Source organism: Streptomyces sp. NPDC057543 (assembly GCF_042801895.1).
GTDB lineage: Bacteria > Actinomycetota > Actinomycetes > Streptomycetales > Streptomycetaceae > Streptomyces.
In genome coordinates this window covers 1-2,091 of the sequence record NZ_JBHVFF010000548.1, presented here as the reverse complement: position 1 = coordinate 2,091, position 2,091 = coordinate 1, and the positions used below count along the sequence as shown (strand labels likewise).

Below are 2,091 nucleotides of genomic sequence, written 5' to 3'. Positions count from 1 at the left end.
CCCAGCGCGACCGAGCAGCCCGCAATCGTGCACGACCTCGACGACCGAAGCCTGCTCCGCACCAGGGTCCTCGGCGGCGTCATCAACGAGTATCAATACGCCGCGTGACCTGCAGCGACGACTTTTCGAGCCCCACAGGGTGGCCAAGCGGGCCCGCGCGGCCGGGCTCAAGGTGTTCCACGTCGACCCGGAGGGGTTCCCGCGCCCGGACGGGTCCTGGTTCGAGTACCCGCTGGAGGCGCCGCAGACCGGCGATGTCGTCGTACGGAAATCGGCCACCGACGCGATCGGTGACTTGGAACGACTGCTGAACCTCGGTACCGACAACGGCTGAACTGTGGGGCCGGGAACGGCAGTAGCCTCTGAGCTTGCCCCCGGCCCCGCACACGGGCCCCCTCCCAAGAGTGAGAGTCACGGATGCGTATTTCAGTAATCGGCTGTGGCCACCTCGGCATCCCGCACGCGGCGGCGATGGCCGAACTGGGCCACGAGGTCATCGGCGTGGATGTCGATCAGACCAAGGTCGACCGGCTCAACGCGGGCGAGTGCCCCATCTTCGAGATCGGACTTCCCGAGCTGCTCGCCCGCCACACCGGGAGCGGGCGCCTGCGGTTCACCACCGACATCCGTGAGGCCGCCGACTTCGCTGACCTGCACTTCATCGGCGTCGGCACCCCCATCGACGCCGACGGCCGCTCCTACGACACCGGTCAGGTCTACGGCGCCATCCGTCAACTCGCCCCCCATCTCAACCGCCCGTGCACGATCGTCGGGAAGTCCACCGTCACCGTCGGTACCACCCGCCGGGTCACCGCTCTCACCCAGAGCCTGGCCCCCGCCGGCGAACACGTCGACGTCGTATGGAACCCGGAGTTCCTCCGCGAAGGGCACGCGGTCGAGGACACCCTCCGTCCGGACCGCCTCATCGCCGGACTCACCACCGCCTCGGCGGAGAAGGCGATCCGCGACGTCTACGCCCCGATCCTGGACGCCGGCATCCCCCTCTTCGTCACCGACCCGCAGACCGCCGAACTCGCCAAGGGCGCCGCGAACACCTTCCTCGGCCTGAAGATCAGCTACATCAACGCCGTCGCCGACATGTGCGACGTCGCCGGCGCCGACATCTCCCAGATCGTCGACATCCTCGGCATCGACCCCCGCATCGGTTCCGGCGGCATGAACCCCGGCATCGGCTACGGCGGCGGCTGCCTCCCCAAAGACGTCCGCGCGTTCACCGCCTCCGCCCAGCAGCTGGGCGCCGCCGCGGCGGCCACGCTCCTGCGCGCCGCCGAGAACATCAACGAAGCCCGTACCGGTGTCGCCATGGACCTCATCACCCGTGCCTTGGGCGACCGGTCTGTGCAGGGCGCTCGAGTGACCGTGTGGGGTGCTGCGTTCAAGCCCGGCACCAACGACGTCCGCGAGTCTCCGGCTCTCGCCCTGGCCCACGCCCTCCAGGAGGCCGGAGGCGTTGTCACGGTCCACGACCCGCAGGCCGTCGCCACCGCCATGATCCGCAACCCCGAGCTCGACTACTGCGACGACCTGCCCGCCTCGCTCGACGGCGCCGACGTCGTCGTGCTGGCCACAGAGTGGCCCGAATACCAGCAGGCCGACCCTCACACGCTCGCTGGCCGGCCCGGGACGCCCCTGCTCGTGGACTGCCGCACCACCCTCAACGCCGAGCTCTGGCGCGCGGCCGGCTGGACTGTCCACCAGCTCGGCCGTCCCGAAAAGTAGCAGCTCCAGACACCAGGTGGGTGGGACACCCCGCCAGATGTCCCACCCACGCACGACTCCCCGCATCACACCGTCCGGACCGCGGCCTCCCGGCGACCTCGAAACGGAGCCGATCACGGCCAGCAGCGACTTCGGACCCCATCCGGCAACCTTGCGCTTCACCGACGACCTCGACGCCTTCCTCACCCGGACCTGACGGTTCATCGCTGTAGCGCAAGGCACAACTGGAGCTAGTGCCGCATCAAGCAACGTTCGCCCCCTTCGGCTGACGGTGTCAGCTCGTGCTGAGCGGCGCGGTTTTCTCGGCGTCGAGCTGATGGTCGGCCCAGACGTAGCTTTCGGGCAGCAAGT

3 protein-coding genes are annotated in these 2,091 nt (G+C 69.1%); all 3 read left to right on the top strand.

The annotated features are described in order from the left end of the window. The first annotated feature begins 139 nt into the window (after positions 1–139). The 3 genes from ACFU8Q_RS41150 (at position 140) to ACFU8Q_RS41140 (ending at position 1,936) form a co-directional block, all read left to right on the top strand. Entirely contained in the window at positions 140–334 is a 195-nt protein-coding gene (locus ACFU8Q_RS41150) for a hypothetical protein (RefSeq protein WP_384465248.1), read from the top strand. Between the two features lie 83 nt (positions 335–417). After that, complete coding sequence (locus ACFU8Q_RS41145; RefSeq protein ID WP_384465245.1) at positions 418–1,740, top strand: UDP-glucose dehydrogenase family protein; 1,323 nt, start codon at positions 418–420, stop codon at positions 1,738–1,740. 37 nt (positions 1,741–1,777) lie between these two features. Further along, positions 1,778–1,936 (top strand): hypothetical protein, encoded by a 159-nt coding sequence (locus ACFU8Q_RS41140; RefSeq protein ID WP_384465242.1) that lies wholly within the window; start codon positions 1,778–1,780, stop codon positions 1,934–1,936. Positions 1,937–2,091: the final 155 nt, after the last annotated feature.